Origin of the sequence: Burkholderia sp. AU31624 (genome assembly GCF_020420065.1) — a bacterium.
GTDB lineage: Bacteria > Pseudomonadota > Gammaproteobacteria > Burkholderiales > Burkholderiaceae > Burkholderia.
The window spans coordinates 563,210-582,084 of record NZ_JAIZRT010000003.1; the positions used below are offsets into that span (position 1 = coordinate 563,210).

Consider the following 18,875-nt stretch of genomic DNA (forward strand, 5'->3'; position numbering starts at 1 on the left):
CGCTCCCGTTTCGACCGATTTATGCCGACTCACCCGCTGGTTTTCCATTCGTCGCCGGACCAGACGATCGCCTGGCGCGACGGCGCGCCCGTCACCGTGCGCGCATTCGTCGCCGACGTCGCGCGCGTGGCCGCCGCGCTGCCCGCCGGCGGCCACGTGTTCAACGTGTGCCGCGACCGTTACCGCTTCGCGGTCAGCCTGTGCGCGGCGCTCGTTGCCGGCAAGATCAGCCTGCTGCCGTCGACGCACACGCCGGAAATGGTTCGCCAGCTCGCATCGTTCGCGCCCGACGCGTTCTGCCTGCACGACGCGCCCGACTGCGCGATCGACCTGCCGCGCTTCGCGTACCCCGATGCCGCCCCCGGCGAGCGCGCGAGCGATGCGCCGTTCGTCGTGCCGCAGATCGACGCGGCGCGGATCATGGCCTACGTGTTCACGTCCGGCTCGACCGGCGCACCGGTGCCGCACCGCAAGACCTGGGGCTTCCTGGTCGGCTGCGTGCGCGCGGCGGCCGACCGCCTCGGGCTGCTCGACGGCCGCGCGGCCACGCTGATCGGCACGGTGCCCGCGCAGCACATGTACGGCTTCGAGTCGACGGTGCTGCTCGCGCTGATCGGCGGCCTCGCGTTCAGCAATCGCCAGCCGTTCTACCCGGTCGACATTCGCGACGAACTCGACACGATCCCGCAGCCGCGCGTGCTCGTCACGTCGCCGATCCACCTGCGCGCGCTGCTGGCGGCCGGCCAGGCGCTGCCGCCCGCGGCGCTCGTGCTGTCGGCCACCGCGCCGCTGTCGGAAAAGCTCGCGTGCGAAGCCGAAGCCGCGCTCGACGCGCCGCTCGTCGAGATCTACGGCAGCACCGAAACCGGCCAGATCGCGACCCGTCGCACGTCGCAAGGCGCGACCTGGGCGTTGTTCCCGGGCATCCGGCTCGATGCGCGCGACGAACCGGAGAGCGACGACGGCGAGCCGACGATCTGGGTGTCGGGCGGGCACGTCGAGGCGCCCGTGCCGATGGGCGATGCGCTCGAACTGCTCGGCGACGACCGGTTCCTGCTGCACGGCCGCAAGGCCGACCTCGTCAACATCGCCGGCAAGCGCACGTCGCTCGCGTACCTGAACCATCAGCTCAATGCGATTGCGCAGGTGATCGACGGCGTGTTCTTCATGCCCGACGAAGCCGCGCCCGCCCAGGCCGGCGCGGGCCTCGAACCGGTCACGCGCCTCGTCGCGCTGGTCGTCGCACCGACGCTCGCGGCCGCCGATCTACAGCGCGCGCTGCGCGAGCGGATCGATCCCGCGTTCATGCCGCGCCCGCTCGTGTTCGTCGACGCGCTGCCGCGCAACGAAACCGGCAAGCTGCCGCGCGACGTGCTCGCCGCGCTCGTGGCGCAACATGCGCGCACCGCAGCCGCGCCGACGCCCATCCGCGACCCGGCCGGCGCGCCCGCGCCGGCGCTCGGGCTCACGATCCCCGCCGATCACCCGGCACTGCCCGGCCACTTCCCCGGCCATCCGGTCGTGCCAGGCGTCGTGCTGCTCGATCACGCAATCCATGCGATCGGTGCGGCACTCGACCGTCCGCTGCACACGTGGCGGCTCGGGTCCGCGAAATTCCTGAGCCCGGTCGCACCCGGCGAACCGCTCGATCTCGCGTACGACGCCGCGGCGAGCGGTGCGATCCGCTTCACGCTGCGCGCCGGGGCGCGCGAAGTCGCGAGCGGCGTTCTGTCAGCGCCGCCGGCCGCGCAGGATGGCGCGCAGCCATGAAGCGCACCGCATGGGCCGAACGCCAGGAACGCAGCAATGCGGGCTTGCTGCGCGCGATGACGTGGATCTCGCTGCGCTTCGGCCGGCAGCGCGCACGCGTCGTGCTGCACCTGACCGCGACGTATTTCGTGCTGTTCTCGCCGGTTGCGTGCGCGGCGTCGCGCGACTACCTGCGCCGCGTGCTCGGACGCCCCGTGCGCTGGCGTGACGTGTACCGGCACGTGTTCACGTTCGCGGCGACGATCCACGACCGCATCTACCTGATGAACGGACGCTTCGACCTGTTCGACATCCGGCTGCACGGTGAAACGCTCGTCGACGACGCGCTCGCGGGCGGACGCGGCGCGTTCCTGATGGGCGCGCACCTCGGCAGCTTCGAGGTCGTGCGCGCGATCGGCCGCACGCACCCGGCCCTGCGCGTGGTCGTGACGATGTACGAGAAGAACGCGCGCAAGATCAACGCGACGCTCGCCGCGGTGAATCCCGCCGCGCAGCCGGAAGTGATTCCGCTCGGTCATGTCGACTCGATGCTGAAGGTGCGCGAGCGCCTCGACGCGAACTGCATGGTCGGCATGCTCGCCGACCGTACGCTGCTCGACGACGCGGCCGCGTCGCTGCGCCGGCTGCCGCTGCTCGGCGCGCCCGCCGCGTTCCCGCTCGGGCCGCTCTACATGGCCGCGATGCTGAAGCGCCCGGTGATCTTCATGACGGGCCTCTATCGCGACGGCAACCGCTACGATGTGCACTTCGAGACGCTCGCCGATTTCTCCGACGTGCGGCGCGACGCGCGCGCGGCGGCCGTCGACGCGGCACTCGCGCGCTACGTCGCGCTGCTCGACAAATACTGCCGCGCGGCGCCGTACAACTGGTTCAACTATTTCGACTTCTGGCAAGGCGGCGATGCCGCAACCGCGACCGCACGCAGCGACGCTGCATGCGCCGGTGCCGGCCTGGCCGCCACGAGGGATTCCGACGCATGACCGCCGTTCGCCGCTGCCTGCCCACGCTCCCGTCCGCGCTGCGTCGCGCCGTCCGCACGCTGGCCGTCGCCGTCGCTGCGACCATCGCCGCAATCGCGCTGGCTGCCGCGCCCGCGCAGGCGGCCGACACGGCGCCGGCGTGGAACCTCGACCGGTTGATGTCGACGCTTGCGCAACACAAGTCGGGGCGCGCGACGTTCACCGAGACGAAGACCCTGTCGATCGCGACGCAGCCGGTCGAATCGTCCGGCGAACTCGTGTTCGTCGCGCCCGACCATCTCGAGAAGCACACGCTGAGCCCGAAGCCCGAACACCTCGTCGTCGACGGCGACATGCTCACCGTCGAGCGCAACAACCGCAAGTTCACGCTCGCGCTCGCACGCTATCCGGAACTCGGCGCGTTCATCGACAGCATCCGCGCGACGCTCGCCGGCAACCGCTTCGCGCTCGAACAGGTGTACAAGGTCGCGCTCGCCGGGCGCGGCGACGACTGGACGCTGACGCTCACGCCGCTCGACTCGCGGATGCTGAAGGTCGTCAGCACGATCACGCTCGACGGCACGCGCGACGTGTTGCGCAGCGTCGCGATCCGGCAGGCCGACGGCGACCGCTCAGTGATGCGGCTGCAGCCCGTTCCGGCGAACCCGAACTGATGGACGAACGCACCCGGCCCCCCGCGTCACCGGTCGCGCGCCGCCTGCACGCGCTGCGGCAGCGTGCCGTGCTCGCGTGGCTGCTCGCGCTCGTCGCATGCGGCGTCGCGATCGGGCGCGCGCACTTCACGGCCGACCTGTCCGCGTTCCTGCCGAGCGCGCCGAGCGCCGGGCAGCGCGTGCTCGTCGACCAGTTGCGCGACGGCGTCGTGTCGCGGCTGATCCTCGTCGCGATCGACGGCCGCGATGCCACGACGCGCGCCGCGCTGTCGCGACGCGTCGCCGGCGCGCTGCGCACCGATCCGCAATTCGCGGCCGTTCACAACGGCGAAGCCGCGAACGACGCGCGCGATCGCCAATTCATCTTCGATCACCGCTACCTGCTGAGCCCGGCCGTCACGCCGCAGCGCTTCAGCGCCGCCGGCCTGCATCAGGCGCTCGGCGACAGCCTCGACCTGCTGAGTTCGTCGGCCGGCCTCGTGGCCAAGGCGATGCTGCCGCGCGACCCGACCGGCGAAGTCGCCACGCTCGTCGATCAGTTCGACAGCGCGGCGGAACCGGCGAGCCGCGATGGCGTGTGGGCATCGCGCGACGGCGCGCGCGCGGTGCTCGTCGTGCAGACGGCCGCCGCCGGTTCCGATACCGACGCGCAGGCCCGCGCGATCCACACCGTGCGCGATGCATTCGCCGCCGCCAAGCAGGCCGTGCCGAACACCGCCGCGACCACGCTCGCGATGACGGGCCCCAGCGTGTTCTCGGTCGACACGCGCGACACGATCCGGCACGACGTCGAACGGCTGTCGACGGCGAGCGTCGTGCTGATCGTCGCGCTGCTGCTGACGCTTTACCGTTCGCCGCGCACGCTCGCGCTCGGCTTGCTGCCGGTGCTGACGGGTGTCGCGGCGGGCATCGCGGCGGTCAGCATCGCGTTCGGCACGGTCCACGGGCTGACGCTCGGCTTCGGCACGACGCTGATCGGCGAAGCCGTCGACTATTCGATCTACCTGTTCGTGCAATCGGCGCAGGCCGGCACGCGTGGCGCGGCGCGCCCGGCCGACGCGACGCGCGCATGGGTCGCCGCGTACTGGCCGACGATCCGGCTCGGCGTGCTGACGTCCGTGTGCGGGTTCGCGTCGATGCTGTTCTCCGGATTCCCGGGCCTCGTGCAACTCGGGCTGTATTCGATCGTCGGGCTGACGGCCGCCGCGCTCGTCACGCGCTTCGTGCTGCCGCACCTGCGCGGCGAGCATGTCGCGATCCGCGACGTGTCGCGCGTCGGCGCCGTGCTCGCGCGTGCGGCCGACGCCGCGCCGCGATTGCGCTGGCCGCTCGCCGTGCTGGTGATCGCCGCGGCCGCGACGCTCGTGCTGCATCGCGACGGGCTGTGGAGCCGTGAGCTCGCCGCGCTCAGCCCCGTGCCGGCGCAAGCGCAGGCGCTCGACGCGCGGCTGCGCGCCGATGTCGGCGCGCCCGATGTGCGCTATCTCGTCGTGATTTCCGCGTCGACCGAACAAACCGCGCTCGAAGGCGCCGAAAAGGTCGCCGCGCAATTGCAGCCGCTCGTCGACCGGGGCGCACTCGCCGGCTTCGAAAGCCCCGCGCGCTACCTGCCGAGCGACGCCGCGCAGCGCGCACGCCAGGCGAGCCTGCCGGATGCCGACGTGCTCGCCGCGCGGATGCGCGACGCCGTCGCGAACCAGCCGATCGCGGTCAAGCCCGACCTGTTCGCACCGTTCATCACCGACGTCGGGGCCGCGCGCCACGCACCGCTGCTGACACGCGCGGACTTGCGCGGCACGTCGATGGCGCTCGCCGTCGATGCGCTGCTGACCGAACGCGACGGCCGCTGGCGCGCGATGCTGCCGCTGCGTGCGCCGGATGCCGCCCGCGCCGCGCAACCGGCATCGAGTCTCGATGCCACGCCGATTCGCGAAGCCGTCGCCCGCGCGGGCGTGCCCGATGCGCTGTTCGTCGACATGAAGGCCGAAGCCGATCGCCTGTACGTGAGCTACGTGCACGAGGACATCCGGCTGTCGCTCGCAGGCTTCGCCGCGATCGCCGTGCTGCTGCTGATCGCGCTGCGCTCGCCGCGCCGCGCCATGCACGCGCTCGCGCCGCTCGTCGCGGCCGTGCTGGTCGTGACGGCCGGCTTCGCGCTCGCCGGCGTGCAGCTGACGATCCTGCATCTCGTCGGGATGCTGCTGATCGTCGCGGTCGGCTCGAACTACGCGCTGTTCTTCTGCAAGCGCGACGACGCGCAGCCCGTCACGCCGTACACGCTCGTGTCGCTGCTGATCGCGAATCTCGCAACGGTTGCCGGCTTCGGGCTGCTGGCGCTGTCGCGCGTGCCGTTGCTCGAAACCTTCGGGCTGACCGTCGGCCCGGGTGCGATGCTCGCGCTCGCGTTCGCGGCGATTCTCGCGCCGCGCCCGGCTGACGGTATGGCCATCAACCGTCATCGAGGAGGCCACGCATGAACGCGCCGTCGTCCGTTCCGTCGCGACAGCCCGGCGACACGCGCCGCTGGAAGCCGACGCCGCTGATCGCGGGCACGGCCGCGCTGCATGCGGGCGCGGCGGCGGCCGTCGTCGCGCAGCCGGCCGCGTGGCCGTGGGCGCTCGGGGGCGTGGTCGCGTCGCATCTCGCGCTGACCGCCGCCGGCCTGTGGCCGCGCAGCACGCTGCTCGGCCCGAACTGGACGCGCCTGCCGCCCGGTGCCGGCCGCCACATCGCGCTGACGATCGACGACGGCCCGGACCCGGACGTCACGCCGCGCGTGCTCGACCTGCTCGACCGTTACGACGCGCGCGCGACGTTCTTCTGCATCGGCGATCTCGCGCGCCGTCATCCGCGCTGGATCGAGGCAATCGTCGCGCGCGGTCACGCGATCGAGAACCACAGCCAGCGGCACCGGCACACGTTCTCGCTGTCGGGGCCCGCCGCGCTGCGGCGCGAGATCGCGGCCGCGCAGCAGACGCTGACCGAGCTCACCGGCACGCGCCCGCTGTTCTTCCGTGCGCCGGCCGGCCTGCGCAACCCGTTTCTCGAGCCGGTGCTGTGCGAACTCGGCCTGCAGCTGGCGAGCTGGACGCGGCGCGGCTTCGATACGCGCGCGCGCGATGCCGCGACCGTCACGCACCGCCTGCTGCACGGCCTCGCGGCACGCGACATCCTGCTCGTGCACGACGGTCACGCGGCGCGCGATGCGCGCGGCGAACCCGTCGTGCTCGACGTGCTGCAAGCGGTACTGCACGCCGCCGCTGACGCGCAATTGCACTGGACCACGCTGCGCGCGGCGCTCGCGCCGGAGCCGCCCGGCGGGCCGGGCGAGCCGGCCGGTTCGCTCCCCCCGTTTGATAAAATCTGACCTCGAACGGCGCGCCTGCCAGCCCTGCTGCGGCGCCCGTTCCGGCCACCGGATGCGACCCTCGTGAAACCTCTCCTGCTCTCGCACTTCACCGCCACCAGCTGCATCGGTCGCGGCCTCGATGCGACCCTCGATGCGCTGCGCGACGCGCGCGGCGGGCTCACACCCTGCGACTTCGAAGGTGCGGATCTCGACACGTGGATCGGCGCGGTGGACGGCGTCGATGCGCAGCCCGTGCGGGCCGATCTCGCCGACTTCGCGTGCCGCAACAACCGCCTCGCACAACTCGGCCTCACGCAGGATGGCTTCGACGCACGCGTCGCGGCGGCCGTGGCGCGCTACGGTGCGGCGCGCGTCGGCGTGTTCATCGGCACGAGCACGGCCGGCATCCTCGAGACCGAACACGCATACCAGCGCCGCGATCCGGCGAGCGGCGCGCTGCCCGTCGACTTCCGCTACGCACACACGCACAATCCGTATTCGCCGGCCGCGTTCGTGCGCGCGTTTTTCGCGCTGCGCGGGCCGGCGATGGCGATCTCGTCCGCGTGCTCGTCCGGCGCGAAAGTGTTCGGCTCCGCACGCCGCATGATCGAAGCGGGATTGATCGACGCGGCCGTCGTCGGTGGCGTCGATTCGCTGTGCCTGACGACGCTGTACGGCTTCAATTCGCTCGAGCTGCTGTCGCGCCAGCCGTGCCGGCCGTTCGACGTCGCGCGCGACGGCATCTCGATCGGCGAAGCCGCCGCGTTCGCGCTCGTCGAACGCGTGCCCGACCCGCCCGCCGCACTCGGCGCCGATGCGGTCCTGCTGCTCGGCATCGGCGAATCGAGCGACGCGCATCACATGTCGTCGCCGCATCCGGACGGGCTCGGCGCGCGCGTCGCGATCGAGCAGGCGCTTGCATCCGCCGGCCTGGATGCAACCGACATCGACTACGTGAACCTGCACGGCACCGCGACGCCGAGCAACGACGCGGCCGAAAGCCGCGCGATCGGCGCGCTGTTCGCCAGCACGCCGTGCAGCTCGACGAAGGGCGCGACCGGCCATACGCTCGGCGCGGCGGGTGCGCTCGAGGCCGTCGTCGCCGCGCTCGCGCTGCGCGAGCAGTTCGTGCCGGCCGGCGTCAACACGACACAGCCCGACCCGGCACTCGCCGCCGATTACGTGCTCGCGAGCCGCGATACCCGCGTGCGCGCCGTCCTGTCCAATTCGTTCGGCTTCGGCGGCACGAACTGCAGCCTGATCCTCGGCCGCGCCGACCACGCCCGCCGTTGAGGCCCGCCATGACACTCACCGCCTTCATCGAAAGCATCGGCCTCATCGGGCCCGGACTGAACGACTGGCCGCACGCGGCCGACGTGCTCGCGGGCCGCGTGCCGTATGCGCCCGCCCGCACCGAGCTGCCGCCGCCGGCCGGCCTGCCGTCGGCCGAGCGCCGCCGCACCGGCCCCGTCGTGCGCGTGGCGCTCGCGGTCGGCCACGAAGCGGTGGCCGCGAGCGGACGCGACGCCGCGACGCTCGCGACCGTGTTCAGCGCGTCGGGCGGCGACGGCCAGAATTGCCACGCGATCTGCGAGACGCTGGCGGGCGACGATCGCCAGCTGTCGCCGACGCGCTTCCACAACTCCGTGCACAACGCGCCGGCCGGCTACTGGAGCATCGCGACCCGCGCGATGGCGACGTCGAACGTGCTGTGCGCGCACGACGGCAGCTTTGCCGCGGGCCTGCTGGAAAGCCTGTGCCAGGTCGTGGTCGATCGCGTGCCGACCCTGCTGATCGCGTACGACACCGACTATCCGGAACCGCTGCACGCAGTGCGCCCGATCGGCGACGCGTTCGGCGTGGCACTCGTGCTCGCGCCCGAAGCAAGCGAGCGCGCGCTCGCCCGCATCGACGTGCAGCTCGCCGACGCGCCCGCCACGCCGCTCGCGCGTGCCGAACTCGACGCACTGCGCGCCGGCAATCCGGCCGCGCGCGTGCTGCCGCTGCTCGACGCCATCGCCGCGCGACGTTCGACGCGCGTCGTGCTCGACTACCTGGCCGATACGCGCGTGCAGGTCGACGTCGCGATGCCGGATACGTTCGCGGAGCGCGCGTGATGACCGCGACGATCCCGCTCGCGCCGCCGCTCGACCATGCATGGATCGCCGCGCACATTCCGCACGGCGGCGCGATGTGCGTGCTCGATACGGTCGATGCTTGGGATGCCGCCCGCATCCGCTGCACCGCGACGAGCCACCGTGATCCGCACAACCCGCTGCGCTCGCACGGCCGACTTGCCTCCGTCTGCGGGATCGAATACGCGGCGCAGGCGATGGCCGTGCACGGCGCGCTGCTCGGTGCGCACGAAGCGCGCCCGCGCGTCGGCTATCTGGCGAGCGTGCGCAACGTCGACGCTTTCGTCGACCGGCTCGACACGTTCGCGCAGCCGCTCGTCGTCGAAGCGGAACGCGTGAGCGGCGACGCCCGCTCGGTGCTGTACGGCTTCGCACTGCGCTGCGGCGATCGCGTACTGCTGTCCGGCCGCGCCGCGGTGATGCTCGACGCGTTGGCAGCCGGCGATGCGAATCCTCGATGAAGCCGCTTACTCAAGAGAAGGAAACCAGGTCGTGAAAGTTCGTCAGTTCATTGGCACCGCGCTCGTTCTGGCGCTGATCAGCCCGATCGCGCACGCGGACATGTCGGAAGTGAAGCAGGACATCAAGCGCGATTCGAAGGAAGCCGCGCACAAGACCGGCGAGGCGGCCCGCAGCTTCGGCCACGCGACCGCGAGCGCCGCGAAGGCGGTCGGGCACGGGGTCGCACACGCGTCGCGCGAAGGCTGGGATGCCACCAAGCGCACGACGAAGCGGATCTTCCACAAGAACGACTCGGGCGAGTCGGGTGGAAAGAGCGAAAAGAACGATTGATCAAGGGCATCGCGCGCATCGCCGCAGGCAGGCGCGCGATGCGTGACCGCTCGTCAATCCTGACGCGTCACTGCCGCAATGCCGCCGCCGTCAACGCGCGCCGCGCAGGCGGCGTGCCGGCCGGGCCCGCCCGCGTGCGAAGCACCTGCCGTACGCGACGAGCGAGCAATCGCGATGATCGAAGTTGCGCAGCAGCCGCGCACGGCGCCGCTCGAGCCAGTAGAGCGAGATTGCCATCGTCAGCGCGACGGCCAGTGCCGTGCCGCCGATCGCGAGTCCCATCCAGGTATCGCCCATGCCTTCTCCGGAATGCGAAGCCGAAGCGGCGCGCCTGCCGCCGCCTCGGCACTGGATAGTGCGGAACGCGGCCCGGCAGGTGCGCGCACGCCGCCGGTCCGCCCCGTGTCAATGCATGTGCTGGCCGCCGTTGATCGCGATGTTGGAGCCCGTCACGAAGCCGGCCTCCTCCGAGCACAGGTAAGCCACCAGCGCCGCGACTTCCTCGGGCTTGCCGAGCCGGCCCGCCGGAATCTGCGGGAGGATCTTCGAGTCGAGGATGTCCTGCGGGATCGCCGTGACCATCTTCGTCGCGAGGTAGCCCGGCGACACCGTGTTCACCGTCACGCCCTTGCGCGCGATCTCGAGCGCGAGCGATTTCGTGAAGCCGTGCATGCCGGCCTTCGCGGCCGCATAGTTGGTCTGGCCGACCGACCCCTTCGAGCCGTTCACCGACGAGATGTTGACGATGCGGCCCCAGCCGCGCTCGACCATGCTTTCGCAGACCGGCTTCGTCATGTTGAACACGGAATCGAGGTTGGTGCGGATCACCGCATCCCAGTTGACCTTGTCGAGCTTGCGCAGCGTCATGTCGCGTGTGATGCCCGCGTTGTTCACGAGAATGTCGACCGGGCCGACGTCCCGCACGATCTTCTCGATACATTGCTGGCACGAATCGTGATCGGCCACGTCCACCGGATACGCGTGGAACTCGCGGCCGGCCGCGTGCATCTCGGTCAGCCAGCGGTCCGCGCCGGTGTTGTTCGGCGAATACGTGACGACTACCCGGTGGCCCGCGTCGTTCAACCTGATGCTGACCGCTTCGCCGAGGCCGCCCATTCCACCAGTCACTACTGCAATTCGCTTAGTCATCCTATTAATTACCGACAAAAAAGTAATCGATCAAGGCGGAGCGGCGGCGTCGCTCAGGCTGCCGCCCCACCGCTTCGATGCGCAGCCGCCCGCGTCGCGGGCGCGGCACGCACCGGCACCTCGCGCGTGTTGTTGACTGCTTGTCGTGCGCGAAAACCGCTTCGCCCGCGTGCGACGCTGGCCGCTGCCGCACGCGGGACGAGTCGTCAGACCCTGCTCAGGCGCGCTCGACCGCGAGCGCGACCCCCATCCCGCCGCCGATGCACAGCGACGCCAGCCCGCGCTTCGCATCGCGCCTGGCCATCTCGTGCAGCAGCGTCACCAGGATCCGGCACCCCGACGCGCCGATCGGGTGCCCGATCGCGATCGCCCCGCCGTTCACGTTCACCTTCGACGTGTCCCAGCCCATCTGCTTGTGCACCGCCAGCGCCTGCGCCGCGAATGCCTCGTTGATCTCCATCAGGTCCAGATCGCCCGGCGTCCAGCCCGCGCGCTCCAGGCACCGGCGCGATGCCGGCACCGGGCCCATCCCCATCACGCTCGGATCCACGCCCGCGTTCGCGTACGCCTTGATCCGCGCCAGCGGCGTCAGGCCCAGCGCCGCCGCCTTCTGCGCCGACATCACCAGCACCGCCGCCGCACCGTCGTTCAGCCCCGACGCGTTCGCCGCCGTCACCGAGCCGTCCTTCGAGAACGCCGGCTTCAGCCCGGCCAGCGATTCCGCCGTCACGCCGTGACGCACGAATTCATCGGTGGCGAACTGCAGCGGCTCGCCCTTGCGTTGCGGAATCGCCACCGGCACGATCTCGTCGTCGAAGCGGCCGGCCTTCTGCGCGGCTTCCGCCTTGTTCTGCGACAACGCCGCGAACGCGTCCTGCTCTTCGCGCGTGATCCCGTATTCCTTCGCGACGTTCTCCGCCGTGATGCCCATGTGGTACTGGTTGTACACGTCCCACAGGCCGTCGAGGATCATCGTGTCGACCAGCTTCGCGTCTCCCATCCGGAACCCGTCGCGCGAGCCCGGCAGCACGTGCGGCGACGCGCTCATGTTCTCCTGGCCGCCCGCGATCACGATGTCCGCGTCGCCCGCGACGATCGCGTTCGCCGCCAGCATCACGGCCTTCAGGCCCGAGCCGCACACCTTGTTGATCGTCATCCCCGGCACCGCCGTCGGCAGCCCGGCCTTGATCAGCGACTGCCGCGCCGGGTTCTGCCCGGAACCGGCCGTCAGCACCTGGCCCATGATCACTTCGCTGACCTGCTCGGGCTTCACGCCCGCACGCTCCAGCACCGCGCGGATCACCGTCGCGCCCAGCTCGGGCGCTGCGATCTTCGCAAGCGAACCGCCGAATTTGCCGACCGCGGTCCGCGCGGCCGATACGATCACTACATCCGTCATGTCCAGTTCCTGCATCGAAATCAGTTCGTCGTTCTGACGCCGGCGCGTGCCGGCCTCGGCTGGCGATCGCGCATCCCGGGCCATTCGGCTCGATGGCGATCGCACGCCGCCGGAGGGCGCGCGGCACCCGTTCGAACGGGCGGCACGCCGGTACGGCTCGCCGGTTCACCGGCGTCTTGCGGCATACCGGACGTTCGCCGGACGCCCCGCGGCACACGCGGCGTCCGGCGCCATCCGGCGCCGATCAATCGTGTCGCGCCCGTGCGCGACACGTGCTTGCGTGGCTACGCGATTACGCAGCCGATTCGCGTGTGGCCGCGGCGTCCTTGCGTGCGGCGGCAGCCGTTTGCTTCGCGCCACGCGCGGCCGTTTCGCTGACCGCATCGAAGCCGCTCTGCGCGGCTTCGATCGCCTGGCCGGTCGCGGCGCGAACCGAATCGGCTGCGGCGGTCGCCGCCGACAGCGCCGAGTTCAGCGCGGCCACCACCGGTGCCGAGCCGGCCGGCGCATGCTTCGACAGTTCGCCGAGCACGTCCTTCAGGCGCTTGTCGTTCTGTTCGTATTGCGCTTGTGCGACCTTCGCCCATTCGGACTGCGTCGACACGGCGATGTCGAACAGATGGCGGCCGTACGACACGGCCTTGCCGGCCGCTTCCTGCGGGGCGGCGACCTGCTGCGCGAAACCCGCGGCCGGGTTGCTGCTGTTGAATGCGTTCTTCAGCTTGTCCTCGTACTCCTCGAGCGCCGTCCGGGCCGCTTGCAGGTTGAGTTCGACGACAGCCTCGAAACCTTGGATCGCCGGACGGGCAATCGCGAACCACGCTGCAATACCGGATTGATATTCGGCGTTGATTTTTTCGGGGGCAAATACGGACATCGGGCACGCTCCTGTTAGCAATGCGAGAGACGACGTAAAGAAAATTGGAAGCCGGATCGACAGCAGGCTTCCTTATTGACAACCCGCCACTTATTTGAGTGCGGGAAGTTGAAGGAGCCCATTCTAGATCGATTAATTGTCAATTAAATGGCATTAATGCTAGGTGTAAACCCTCATTTCCATCCAGGCGACCGCTGGAACCCGTGATGCGCCGACATCGCAGACGAGGCCGCGCATCACTCTGTCCCGCAATGTATTTTTACCTTTTTACAGGATAGCGGATCATGACGTCGCGCAACATTTACCAATCCATTATTCCGTTTATTAGAAAACCGGGGCGCATTGAAAATGGAGCAGCCACTTATGTAATCGTTTTTTCTGGATTTATTATGAAATCGTTTTCGGGATTATTAATGACGAAATCAATGATCGGATGAATTGCGGTCGCAATAAAAAGCGGCCGCATGATGCGGCCGCGGTATCGTCAGGCAAATGCGGTATCAGCCGGCCAGCTCGCGATGCAGCGCGAGAAACTCCTGCGCGAGCTTGTGCCCGGGTTCCAGATGGATCACCGGCTTGGACTGCTGATGCGACTCGCGAATCTTCACCGACGCCGACAACCTCGACGCGAGCACTGGCAGCCCTTCTTCGACGAGTTCGTCGACCAGCCGCTGCGGCAGGCTCGCCCGCGGCTGGAACTGGTTGATCACGATCCCTTCCACCTCGAGCGCCGCGTTGTGGTCCTGCTGGATTTCCTTCACGTTCTCGAGCAGCGTGTACAGCGCACGGCGCGAGAAATCGTCGCAGTCGAACGGGATCAGGCAGCGCTCGACCGCGATCAGCGCTGAGCGCGTATAGAAGTTCAGCGCGGGCGGCGTGTCGATGTACACCGCGTCGTAGGTGTCGAGTTCGTTCAGCGCATCGCGCAGCTTGTAGATCTTGTAGCGCGACTCGAGCTTGCCGTGCAGCGTGTCGAGCTCCGGATGCGCGGGCATCACGTCGAGCCCTTCGAACGGGGTCGGATGAATGAACGACGCGACGTCGACCGGGCGGAAGTTGAAGGTCAGCGCGGTTTCGAAGAAATCGGCGACACCTGGCTGCGCGTCGGCTGCGGCGTCGCCGAGCAGGTAGCGCGTGGAATTCGCCTGCGCATCGAGGTCGATGACGAGCGTGCGCAGCCCTTCGCTCGCGCTGATCGCCGCCAGGTTGCAGACGATCGTCGATTTGCCCACGCCGCCCTTCTGGTTGAATACGACCCGCCGCATTGTGTCTCCTCGATCGAATACGTCGAAAAGGCAAGCTTAGCCGGTCAATAATGGCGGTCGCGTGACGCAGGTCGAATTGTGCGCATTCCGGCACGGGGTGTATCAGCGGCGCGTCACTGGCCCCGAGACGTACAGGTTGCCCGGCACGCTCCAGCGCCACGGCCGATCCGTGCCGACACGAATGCCGATGCGCGGCCCGCCCGCCAGATCAGCGGGCGGCGCGATGCCGTCGTCGACGATTGCGAACCCTTCGTGCGCACCGATCAGGTCGACACCGTCCTGCGCGCCGGTGATCCCCATCGCCTGGGTCAGCCGTGCCGGCCCCCGGCACAGGTCGCGATCGCGCGTCCGCGGCGGCCGGGCCGCACGCATTTGCTCGAGCCCTTGCAGCGGCTCGAGCGCGCGAATCAGCACGCCCGTTCCCGCGCCATCCGGGCCGCACACGCAGTTGCAGCACCAGTGCATGCCATAGGTGAAATAGACGTACAGGTGCCCCGGCGGCCCGAACATCGTCGCATTGCGCAGCGTCTTGCCGCGGTAGGTATGCGCAGCCGGGTCGATCGCACCGGCATAGGCTTCCACTTCGACGATCCGCCCGGCACGGCCGTCCGCGGCCGCGAGGATCTTGTTCAGCAGTTGCGGCGCAACGTCGGTGGCGACTCGGTCGAAGAATGCGCGCGGCAGCACGGTGCCCGGCCACCGGGGCGAGGGTTCACCGCGCCGCATCCTGCCCCTCCAGTTGGAGACCGGAAACGGCCTTCGCCTGCAGACGAAGCTGACGGTATGCGTCGACCAGATCGTCGAGACTGAACGCGAGGTTTCGCCCGCTCGGATTGGGCAGCACCCAGACGCTCGCCCCCTGCATCCGGGCCGGTTGCAGCCCCCACTCGATTTCTCGCTGCCCGGAAAGCGCGGAGTACGCCGCCTTGCCGAGAAAGGCGACGAAGCGCGGCGCGTAGCGCGCCAGCTTCTGGTCGAACTCCGCAGCCGCGGCGATGAATTCCGCGCGCGAAAGCTGATCGGCACTCGCGGTCGGCCGCTTCACCACCGCGGTCAGGCCGCAGCCATATTGAAGAATCGCGCGATCGTCCTGCGGCGAGATTTCCGCCGGCGTGAAGCCCGCGAGATGGATCACGCGCCAGAAGCGGTTGCTTCTCCCCGCGAAGTGATGCCCCGTGGCGGCCGCGGTCAGGCCCGGGTTGATCCCGCAGAACAGCACGTCGAGATGCGGAGCGATGAGGTCGGGAAGTTCGTCAGCCATGGTTTGCCCGAACCGAATTATTGTATAAACCCTCACGCATCGCGGACATCGATGAGATTACCACGAACCGCATTTGAAAGAATCGAACTAATCCCTCGCGCTTTTTCCCCAAGCAACTCAACACGGAAGCGAGCCCTTGTAAGAGCCACATAAACACGCTGATGGGACGCGTAGCTTAAATAATTCTGACTATCTTCATATGATGTTCCACCCTTTGGTGGCACTCTACCGCCATCAACACCAACTAAAACGGCGGCGGAAAACTCAAGGCCCCCAACAAACTCGGGAGCAGTAAGCACAAAGCGCCCTGCCTGCCGAGCACGCACAACAGCATCCAAATCCCCTCGACTTTTCACAATCTCCACCGGCTTTTTAGCACTCTTGGCTCGCTCCTGCAAATCCTTGAATATATCGTCACCGAACGCGATAATCACAACATCTGCTTTCGTCTCCCCCATTTCTTTGGCAAGCGCATCAGCACGCGCAAAAGCACCACTCAACATCGCATCACCAGAGGGATATTGAATCATGACCGGGCGCTCGGTTTTTCTCTCCTCTTCTGACGTAAAAGCACTAATAGCCGTAGTAAGTGGATCATGAAAATTGGTAAACAGCGTCGCTCCCGACGAAGTTACCGAAAATGCGAGATTTACAATATCCGGAGAACATCTAAATATAGATTTCACCGGAGTACTTGCCGACCCATCGCCCCCACATTCAGGATCAAAAATCAAATCAAAGGCTTCATCTGTCCACCCTCTATCACCAAGCGCTTGCGAACGATCAACCGAGTACGCAATTGGTTGAGTTGTTTCGTCACGCGAAAGTCGATGAAAAATTGATAATTCATTTAAATTAAACAGATGCGTTTCGTCAATAAAAATACCATCGTATCCCTCGCGCCCTCGCCTACGCCTCCAAATCGGAGTATTCAGCGATGATATTGCACTCAATACAACATCATCCGTATCAAATTGGGCTGATGCTATCAAAGCATTTTGATATCTCCGATACATCAAAAAAACAAATGATCTATCGCCCTCCGAAACAACCGGCATACCAACTTTCAACCTATGAAGTTTTTTGTATTTATCCAAATCCTGATCAGCCCGCCCCTTTATCTGCACACTGATTTCGTGGCACAACATGTCGGCAATAATCCATCGATCGGTCTTCGAAATAAAATCCGAAAAATCGTCCGACATAAATGGGCGGTGCGAATCAAATTCATTATCGATCACACTGTCAATTGCCTCACGCGCATATAGAGTTTGCACCTGTTTCGACTCATATGCATCGCGGTCGACGAGCTCAGACTCAGATATTTCTTGATGAAGCAGATTGGCACATAGTGCCTGCAAGGTTGTCACCCTGAGGACTTGGGCCGCCCCCAACAATGATCGCTCGGTCGAATAAAATCCATCCTGATCATTTATCGCAAAAAGGTTTTCAATCGCTCTCTTTGTCGCCTCGCTATGCGCAATAAATAGCGCGCGATATTCGTCATTTTGCTCCTGGGAGTCCTTCAATGATTTCAAACACTTCAACACCAAGCAAAGTGTCTTACCGGTTCCCGCCGGCCCCTCAATGCGATGCGGAACGTCCAGTCGACGATTCACAAACTCAAGTTGCCTACTAGTGAGTGCGCTTCGCCAACCATCCAGCCCCGCTTGAAATGCAGGGCGATCATGATTAGACGCGTCGAGATGCGTTACTGCTAAGGCCTGACTACCAAGCACCGGACGTATGTTGGAGCGAGCAATCACTTCAGATGCCGTTGCAAGAGCCGAATCTCGCCCATCTCCGGCTTTTCTAAAATTAGTGACGCGCGCAATTTCAGCAACACCTTCGCCTTCATCACTAGAAAATTTATAAACGAGAAACGCCGAGCCGGATTCGCGCTTGCTCCGTCTCCGTTCATCCGGCTGACGCTCGATCACAGCTCGCAAATCCGTTTGCATTCCAATTGGATAAGGAAAAACAACAGCCTTTCCGTTTACCAAGACTTTTTCGTGAGAACTTGGCTTCAAGCCATTCCAGAGCTTGATGGCGAAACGCAGCGTTTTTTGAATAACCAACAGCAATCCGTTATCGTCTAGCGACAACAACCTCGGAGCTTCCTCAAGATCAAAGACAATATAATTTTCAGATCTTGAATCAGGAGAAACAATATATGCACCCTCACCAGAGAACACCGCAGCAATTTTGGCACTAAGCGCCATCATTTTCACTTCCCCGCGGATAAATCCAGCAAATAATTTACCGGTTTCAAACTCAGCAGATTGCAGCATCCTTTCCGCGACCAGCTCCTGAGCGGCTTCCTGGCAAATATAAAGATATTTCATGGTCATCACCTCACCCCAATTGCATCAAGAGATTTTTTAACGTCTTCCAAATCGTTATCGCGCACACCAATTCGCGAAAACAGCAATGCGAAATTCTGCATGAGGTGCTCAATCCAAGGAGATTTCATTTTTGCAACTGGAAGCGCGTAATCGCCATCAGATATAAATCGTGGGCAAATCAACCCCAAATTTTCTCGATCCCGCCACTGCTCCCTTGAGATACCACTCGAAATATCACCAACAATATCACTAGGAATATGATGAACTTCCCGAAGTAACGCCACGAAATCACGGGGGCCGCCATCCTCAAAAGTCTCCAACCCTCTCAACAAATAATAACCAGAAAGTCTATTTCCAGACAATTCCTTAATTACCGAGTCTACATGTGATCGACAAATTTGAAAATGCGCCCTCATTCTCTCACGATCCACTCTGCTATTTTGCAGATCACGAGTTTCATCCAATTGCCGAATAATATTTTTCAACTTCTCACATTGCGCAGCCCTGTTTTTCACACCTTCAAATTTACGATAATGTGCATCGTACACTGAAGAAAAACTATGAGCTTGCAACAAAGATCTCGACAATCCATCTTTTTCCAATCGATCAGAAAATGAGTTAATGTAATCCGACTCTGCTCGATCAAAAACAACTGTCGCCCCGTCACCAAACAACCATGAACTCAATGGAATTACTGGTACATATGAGAATGCTTGAACCTTCGCCTGCGCAACGTCACAACGAGCGGTTATCACCAACCCGTGAACCATTTCTTCTTTGTAATTCTCTGCATACGCACAAGAGAATACCGTCCCCTGCGTAAACTCATTCGCCCGCGGCGCGTCGAACATGCTAGCCCCCGTTTTTCTATTTACCCATCCGTCTTGAAAGGATAGATGC

19 protein-coding genes are annotated in these 18,875 nt (G+C 65.7%); 10 read left to right on the top strand and 9 right to left on the bottom strand.

What is annotated here, in order from left to right; genetic code table 11:
- Positions 1 to 21 precede the first annotated feature (21 nt).
- The 9 genes from LGM89_RS12890 (at position 22) to LGM89_RS12930 (ending at position 9,679) form a co-directional block, all read left to right on the top strand.
- Positions 22 to 1,770, top strand: coding sequence for an acyl-CoA synthetase family protein (locus LGM89_RS12890; protein ID WP_226273161.1), 1,749 nt, complete (start codon positions 22 to 24; stop codon positions 1,768 to 1,770).
- On the top strand, positions 1,767 to 2,750 hold the full coding sequence (locus LGM89_RS12895; protein WP_226273162.1) for an acyl-CoA synthetase: 984 nt from the start codon (positions 1,767 to 1,769) through the stop codon (positions 2,748 to 2,750). Before LGM89_RS12890 ends, LGM89_RS12895 begins: the two co-directional genes overlap by 4 nt.
- Complete coding sequence (locus LGM89_RS12900) at positions 2,747 to 3,403, top strand: outer membrane lipoprotein carrier protein LolA (protein ID WP_226273163.1); 657 nt, start codon at positions 2,747 to 2,749, stop codon at positions 3,401 to 3,403. Before LGM89_RS12895 ends, LGM89_RS12900 begins: the two co-directional genes overlap by 4 nt.
- Positions 3,403 to 5,880, top strand: coding sequence for an MMPL family transporter (locus LGM89_RS12905; RefSeq protein WP_226273164.1), 2,478 nt, complete (start codon positions 3,403 to 3,405; stop codon positions 5,878 to 5,880). The genes LGM89_RS12900 and LGM89_RS12905 overlap by 1 nt, the downstream gene beginning before the upstream one ends.
- On the top strand, positions 5,877 to 6,770 hold the full coding sequence (locus tag LGM89_RS12910) for a polysaccharide deacetylase family protein (RefSeq protein WP_226273165.1): 894 nt from the start codon (positions 5,877 to 5,879) through the stop codon (positions 6,768 to 6,770). Before LGM89_RS12905 ends, LGM89_RS12910 begins: the two co-directional genes overlap by 4 nt.
- Before the next feature lie 63 nt (positions 6,771 to 6,833).
- Entirely contained in the window at positions 6,834 to 8,045 is a 1,212-nt protein-coding gene (locus LGM89_RS12915; RefSeq protein WP_226273166.1) for a beta-ketoacyl-[acyl-carrier-protein] synthase family protein, read from the top strand.
- Between the two features lie 8 nt (positions 8,046 to 8,053).
- Positions 8,054 to 8,869: a beta-ketoacyl synthase chain length factor gene (locus tag LGM89_RS12920; RefSeq protein WP_226273167.1), complete on the top strand. Its 816-nt coding sequence runs from the start codon at positions 8,054 to 8,056 to the stop codon at positions 8,867 to 8,869.
- A complete protein-coding gene (locus LGM89_RS12925; protein WP_226273168.1) occupies positions 8,869 to 9,348 on the top strand; it encodes a hotdog family protein in 480 nt (159 codons plus the stop codon). Before LGM89_RS12920 ends, LGM89_RS12925 begins: the two co-directional genes overlap by 1 nt.
- Positions 9,332 to 9,679: a hypothetical protein gene (locus LGM89_RS12930; protein WP_089426337.1), complete on the top strand. Its 348-nt coding sequence runs from the start codon at positions 9,332 to 9,334 to the stop codon at positions 9,677 to 9,679. Before LGM89_RS12925 ends, LGM89_RS12930 begins: the two co-directional genes overlap by 17 nt.
- 90 nt (positions 9,680 to 9,769) lie before the next feature.
- On the opposite strand, the gene LGM89_RS12935 is transcribed toward LGM89_RS12930, so the two are convergent.
- From LGM89_RS12935 to phaP, 4 genes are all read right to left on the bottom strand, one after another.
- Positions 9,770 to 9,976, bottom strand: coding sequence for a hypothetical protein (locus tag LGM89_RS12935; protein WP_226273169.1), 207 nt, complete (start codon positions 9,974 to 9,976; stop codon positions 9,770 to 9,772).
- A 108-nt stretch (positions 9,977 to 10,084) separates the two neighbouring features.
- A complete protein-coding gene (gene phbB / locus LGM89_RS12940; protein ID WP_043187380.1) occupies positions 10,085 to 10,828 on the bottom strand; it encodes an acetoacetyl-CoA reductase in 744 nt (247 codons plus the stop codon).
- 217 nt (positions 10,829 to 11,045) lie between these two features.
- Positions 11,046 to 12,227 carry an acetyl-CoA C-acetyltransferase gene (locus LGM89_RS12945; protein WP_226273170.1) on the bottom strand — a complete coding sequence of 394 codons (1,182 nt, stop codon included), beginning with the start codon at positions 12,225 to 12,227 and terminating at the stop codon, positions 11,046 to 11,048.
- Positions 12,228 to 12,519: 292 nt separating this feature from the next.
- Complete coding sequence (phaP, locus tag LGM89_RS12950; protein ID WP_226273171.1) at positions 12,520 to 13,104, bottom strand: TIGR01841 family phasin; 585 nt, start codon at positions 13,102 to 13,104, stop codon at positions 12,520 to 12,522.
- 284 nt (positions 13,105 to 13,388) lie between these two features.
- Between phaP and LGM89_RS12955 the strand changes: the two genes are divergently transcribed.
- On the top strand, positions 13,389 to 13,541 hold the full coding sequence (locus tag LGM89_RS12955) for a hypothetical protein (protein WP_226273172.1): 153 nt from the start codon (positions 13,389 to 13,391) through the stop codon (positions 13,539 to 13,541).
- 63 nt (positions 13,542 to 13,604) lie between these two features.
- Here LGM89_RS12955 and LGM89_RS12960 read toward each other — a convergent pair whose 3' ends face one another.
- The 5 genes from LGM89_RS12960 to LGM89_RS12980 form a co-directional block, all read right to left on the bottom strand.
- Positions 13,605 to 14,369: a ParA family protein gene (locus tag LGM89_RS12960; RefSeq protein ID WP_039345972.1), complete on the bottom strand. Its 765-nt coding sequence runs from the start codon at positions 14,367 to 14,369 to the stop codon at positions 13,605 to 13,607.
- A 102-nt stretch (positions 14,370 to 14,471) separates the two neighbouring features.
- Positions 14,472 to 15,095 (bottom strand): DNA-3-methyladenine glycosylase, encoded by a 624-nt coding sequence (locus LGM89_RS12965; protein WP_226206790.1) that lies wholly within the window; start codon positions 15,093 to 15,095, stop codon positions 14,472 to 14,474.
- A complete protein-coding gene (gene mug / locus LGM89_RS12970) occupies positions 15,082 to 15,630 on the bottom strand; it encodes a G/U mismatch-specific DNA glycosylase (protein ID WP_226206789.1) in 549 nt (182 codons plus the stop codon). Before mug ends, LGM89_RS12965 begins: the two co-directional genes overlap by 14 nt.
- A 32-nt stretch (positions 15,631 to 15,662) precedes the next feature.
- Positions 15,663 to 17,975 carry a UvrD-helicase domain-containing protein gene (locus LGM89_RS12975; RefSeq protein WP_226206788.1) on the bottom strand — a complete coding sequence of 771 codons (2,313 nt, stop codon included), beginning with the start codon at positions 17,973 to 17,975 and terminating at the stop codon, positions 15,663 to 15,665.
- A 5-nt stretch (positions 17,976 to 17,980) separates the two neighbouring features.
- The gene (locus LGM89_RS12980) at positions 17,981 to 18,826 is read right to left on the bottom strand and encodes a hypothetical protein (RefSeq protein WP_226206787.1); all 846 of its coding nucleotides are present in this window, start codon (positions 18,824 to 18,826) and stop codon (positions 17,981 to 17,983) included.
- Positions 18,827 to 18,875 lie beyond the last annotated feature (49 nt).

Coding starts and splice junctions, on each gene's coding strand:
- LGM89_RS12890 (WP_226273161.1), top strand. CDS start 22: ATGCCGACTCACCCGCTGGTTTTCCATTCGTCGCCGGACCAGACGATC.
- LGM89_RS12895 (WP_226273162.1), top strand. CDS start 1,767: ATGAAGCGCACCGCATGGGCCGAACGCCAGGAACGCAGCAATGCGGGC.
- LGM89_RS12900 (WP_226273163.1), top strand. CDS start 2,747: ATGACCGCCGTTCGCCGCTGCCTGCCCACGCTCCCGTCCGCGCTGCGT.
- LGM89_RS12905 (WP_226273164.1), top strand. CDS start 3,403: ATGGACGAACGCACCCGGCCCCCCGCGTCACCGGTCGCGCGCCGCCTG.
- LGM89_RS12910 (WP_226273165.1), top strand. CDS start 5,877: ATGAACGCGCCGTCGTCCGTTCCGTCGCGACAGCCCGGCGACACGCGC.
- LGM89_RS12920 (WP_226273167.1), top strand. CDS start 8,054: ATGACACTCACCGCCTTCATCGAAAGCATCGGCCTCATCGGGCCCGGA.
- LGM89_RS12925 (WP_226273168.1), top strand. CDS start 8,869: ATGACCGCGACGATCCCGCTCGCGCCGCCGCTCGACCATGCATGGATC.
- LGM89_RS12930 (WP_089426337.1), top strand. CDS start 9,332: ATGCGAATCCTCGATGAAGCCGCTTACTCAAGAGAAGGAAACCAGGTC.
- LGM89_RS12935 (WP_226273169.1), bottom strand. CDS start 9,976: ATGGGCGATACCTGGATGGGACTCGCGATCGGCGGCACGGCACTGGCC.
- phbB (WP_043187380.1), bottom strand. CDS start 10,828: ATGACTAAGCGAATTGCAGTAGTGACTGGTGGAATGGGCGGCCTCGGC.
- LGM89_RS12945 (WP_226273170.1), bottom strand. CDS start 12,227: ATGACGGATGTAGTGATCGTATCGGCCGCGCGGACCGCGGTCGGCAAA.
- phaP (WP_226273171.1), bottom strand. CDS start 13,104: ATGTCCGTATTTGCCCCCGAAAAAATCAACGCCGAATATCAATCCGGT.
- LGM89_RS12955 (WP_226273172.1), top strand. CDS start 13,389: ATGACGTCGCGCAACATTTACCAATCCATTATTCCGTTTATTAGAAAA.
- LGM89_RS12960 (WP_039345972.1), bottom strand. CDS start 14,369: ATGCGGCGGGTCGTATTCAACCAGAAGGGCGGCGTGGGCAAATCGACG.
- LGM89_RS12965 (WP_226206790.1), bottom strand. CDS start 15,095: ATGCGGCGCGGTGAACCCTCGCCCCGGTGGCCGGGCACCGTGCTGCCG.
- mug (WP_226206789.1), bottom strand. CDS start 15,630: ATGGCTGACGAACTTCCCGACCTCATCGCTCCGCATCTCGACGTGCTG.
- LGM89_RS12975 (WP_226206788.1), bottom strand. CDS start 17,975: ATGAAATATCTTTATATTTGCCAGGAAGCCGCTCAGGAGCTGGTCGCG.
- LGM89_RS12980 (WP_226206787.1), bottom strand. CDS start 18,826: ATGTTCGACGCGCCGCGGGCGAATGAGTTTACGCAGGGGACGGTATTC.